Here is a 1428-nt window from a genome sequence, read left to right as displayed (position 1 = left end):
GGTCGTGTCCCTTGTCGTGGTGTTGGGGATCAACTGGCGGGCGTGTTCGGAGTATTGGGCAGCGCCGGGGCGCTTTCGGGTAGCTCGCGGTAGATCTCGCCCATGCTGCCTTCGGGGAGGTAGCGGCGGGGAAACGCGATCCACTCGTCGTGCATCTCGAAGAGCACGGCGGTGACCAGCCGGATGAGCGCGTCGTCGTTGGGAAAGACCTGGACGACGTCGATCCTGCGCTTGATCTCCCGGTTCACCCGCTCCAACGGGTTCGTCGACTGGATCTTCTTCCAGTGCCGCGGTGGGAAGTCGGCGAATGCGGTCAGATCCTCCTTCGCCTCCAGCAGCATCGCTTTGACCTTGGGAAACTGGGCGCCGAGCATGTCCGCGACCGTGTCCAGTTGAGTGCGCACGAGGCCGGCAGTGGGCTGGGTGAAGACCGTGCGGATCGTCGCGGCGACCATCTCACCGGAATCCCGGTCGATCACGCTGAAGACATTGCGCAGAAAATGAACCCTGCACCGCTGCCAGGCAGCGCCGAGCATCACCTTGCGGACCGCGGCGACCAGACCGGCGTGCTGGTCGGTGACAACCAGACGGACCCCGGACAGACCGCGCTCACGCAGCGAGCGCAGGAACTCCTTCCAGAACGCCTCGCTCTCACTGTCGCCGACCATCAGGCCCAGGACCTCACGGTTGCCGTCCTCGGTGATACCGGTGGCGACCACGACGGCCCGCGAGACGATCTGGTGGTTCACCCTCGCCTTGCAGTAGGTCGCGTCCAGGTAGACGTAGGGGAAGCGGACGTGATCCAGCGGGCGGGTGCGAAATGCGGTCAGCGGCTCGTCCAGCGCCGCGCAGATCCGTGAGACCTCCGACTTCGAGATGCCGCTGTCCCCGCCGAGGGCTTTGACCAGGTCATCGACGCTACGGGTGGAAACACCGTGCACGTATGCCTCCATGATCACGGCGTAGAGGGCCTGGTCGATCCGGCGCCGTCGCTCCAGCAGTGAGGGAAAGAAGCTGCCGGTGCGGACCTTGGGAATCTCCAGGTCCAGGTCGCCGGCCAGCGTGGTCAGCACCTTCTCGCGGTGCCCGTTGCGGACGTTGGTCCGCGTCGGCGTGTGCTCGTTCCACTCCGCACCGATGTGGGCACTTGCCTCGGCTTCGATCAGCTCCTGCACCATCCGCTCGGCGATGGCGCGGATGAGCTCGATTCCGTCCGTCGAGCGTAGTGACTCAAGCAGCCGTATCAGTTCAGACTGGGACAGGGCCATCGTGCACTCCTCGTGGTTGAACTGGGCGTTCACCAAGGAGAGTTACGCGATGGCCCGCCTCCTGTTGAGGGAGCGGTGCTCACCCGTGGAAGTGCGCCCCGGGCAGACGCCCGCGCACTCCCAGCCGCTGATCCCGTACACCACGACGAGGGACACCATC

Annotated in this window: 1 protein-coding gene; it reads right to left on the bottom strand. The window is 65.4% G+C overall.

Annotated features, from left to right (window positions below):
- Window positions 1-29: 29 nt before the first annotated feature.
- Window positions 30-1268 carry an IS256 family transposase gene (locus tag BIV25_RS37460; protein ID WP_071377007.1) on the bottom strand — a complete coding sequence of 413 codons (1239 nt, stop codon included), beginning with the start codon at window positions 1266-1268 and terminating at the stop codon, window positions 30-32.
- Window positions 1269-1428 lie beyond the last annotated feature (160 nt).

The sequence above is a fragment of the Streptomyces sp. MUSC 14 genome (assembly GCF_001866675.1).
GTDB lineage: Bacteria > Actinomycetota > Actinomycetes > Streptomycetales > Streptomycetaceae > Streptomyces.
Note: the sequence above shows the minus strand (reverse complement) of the source record. Positions and strands in the feature narration are given on the sequence as shown.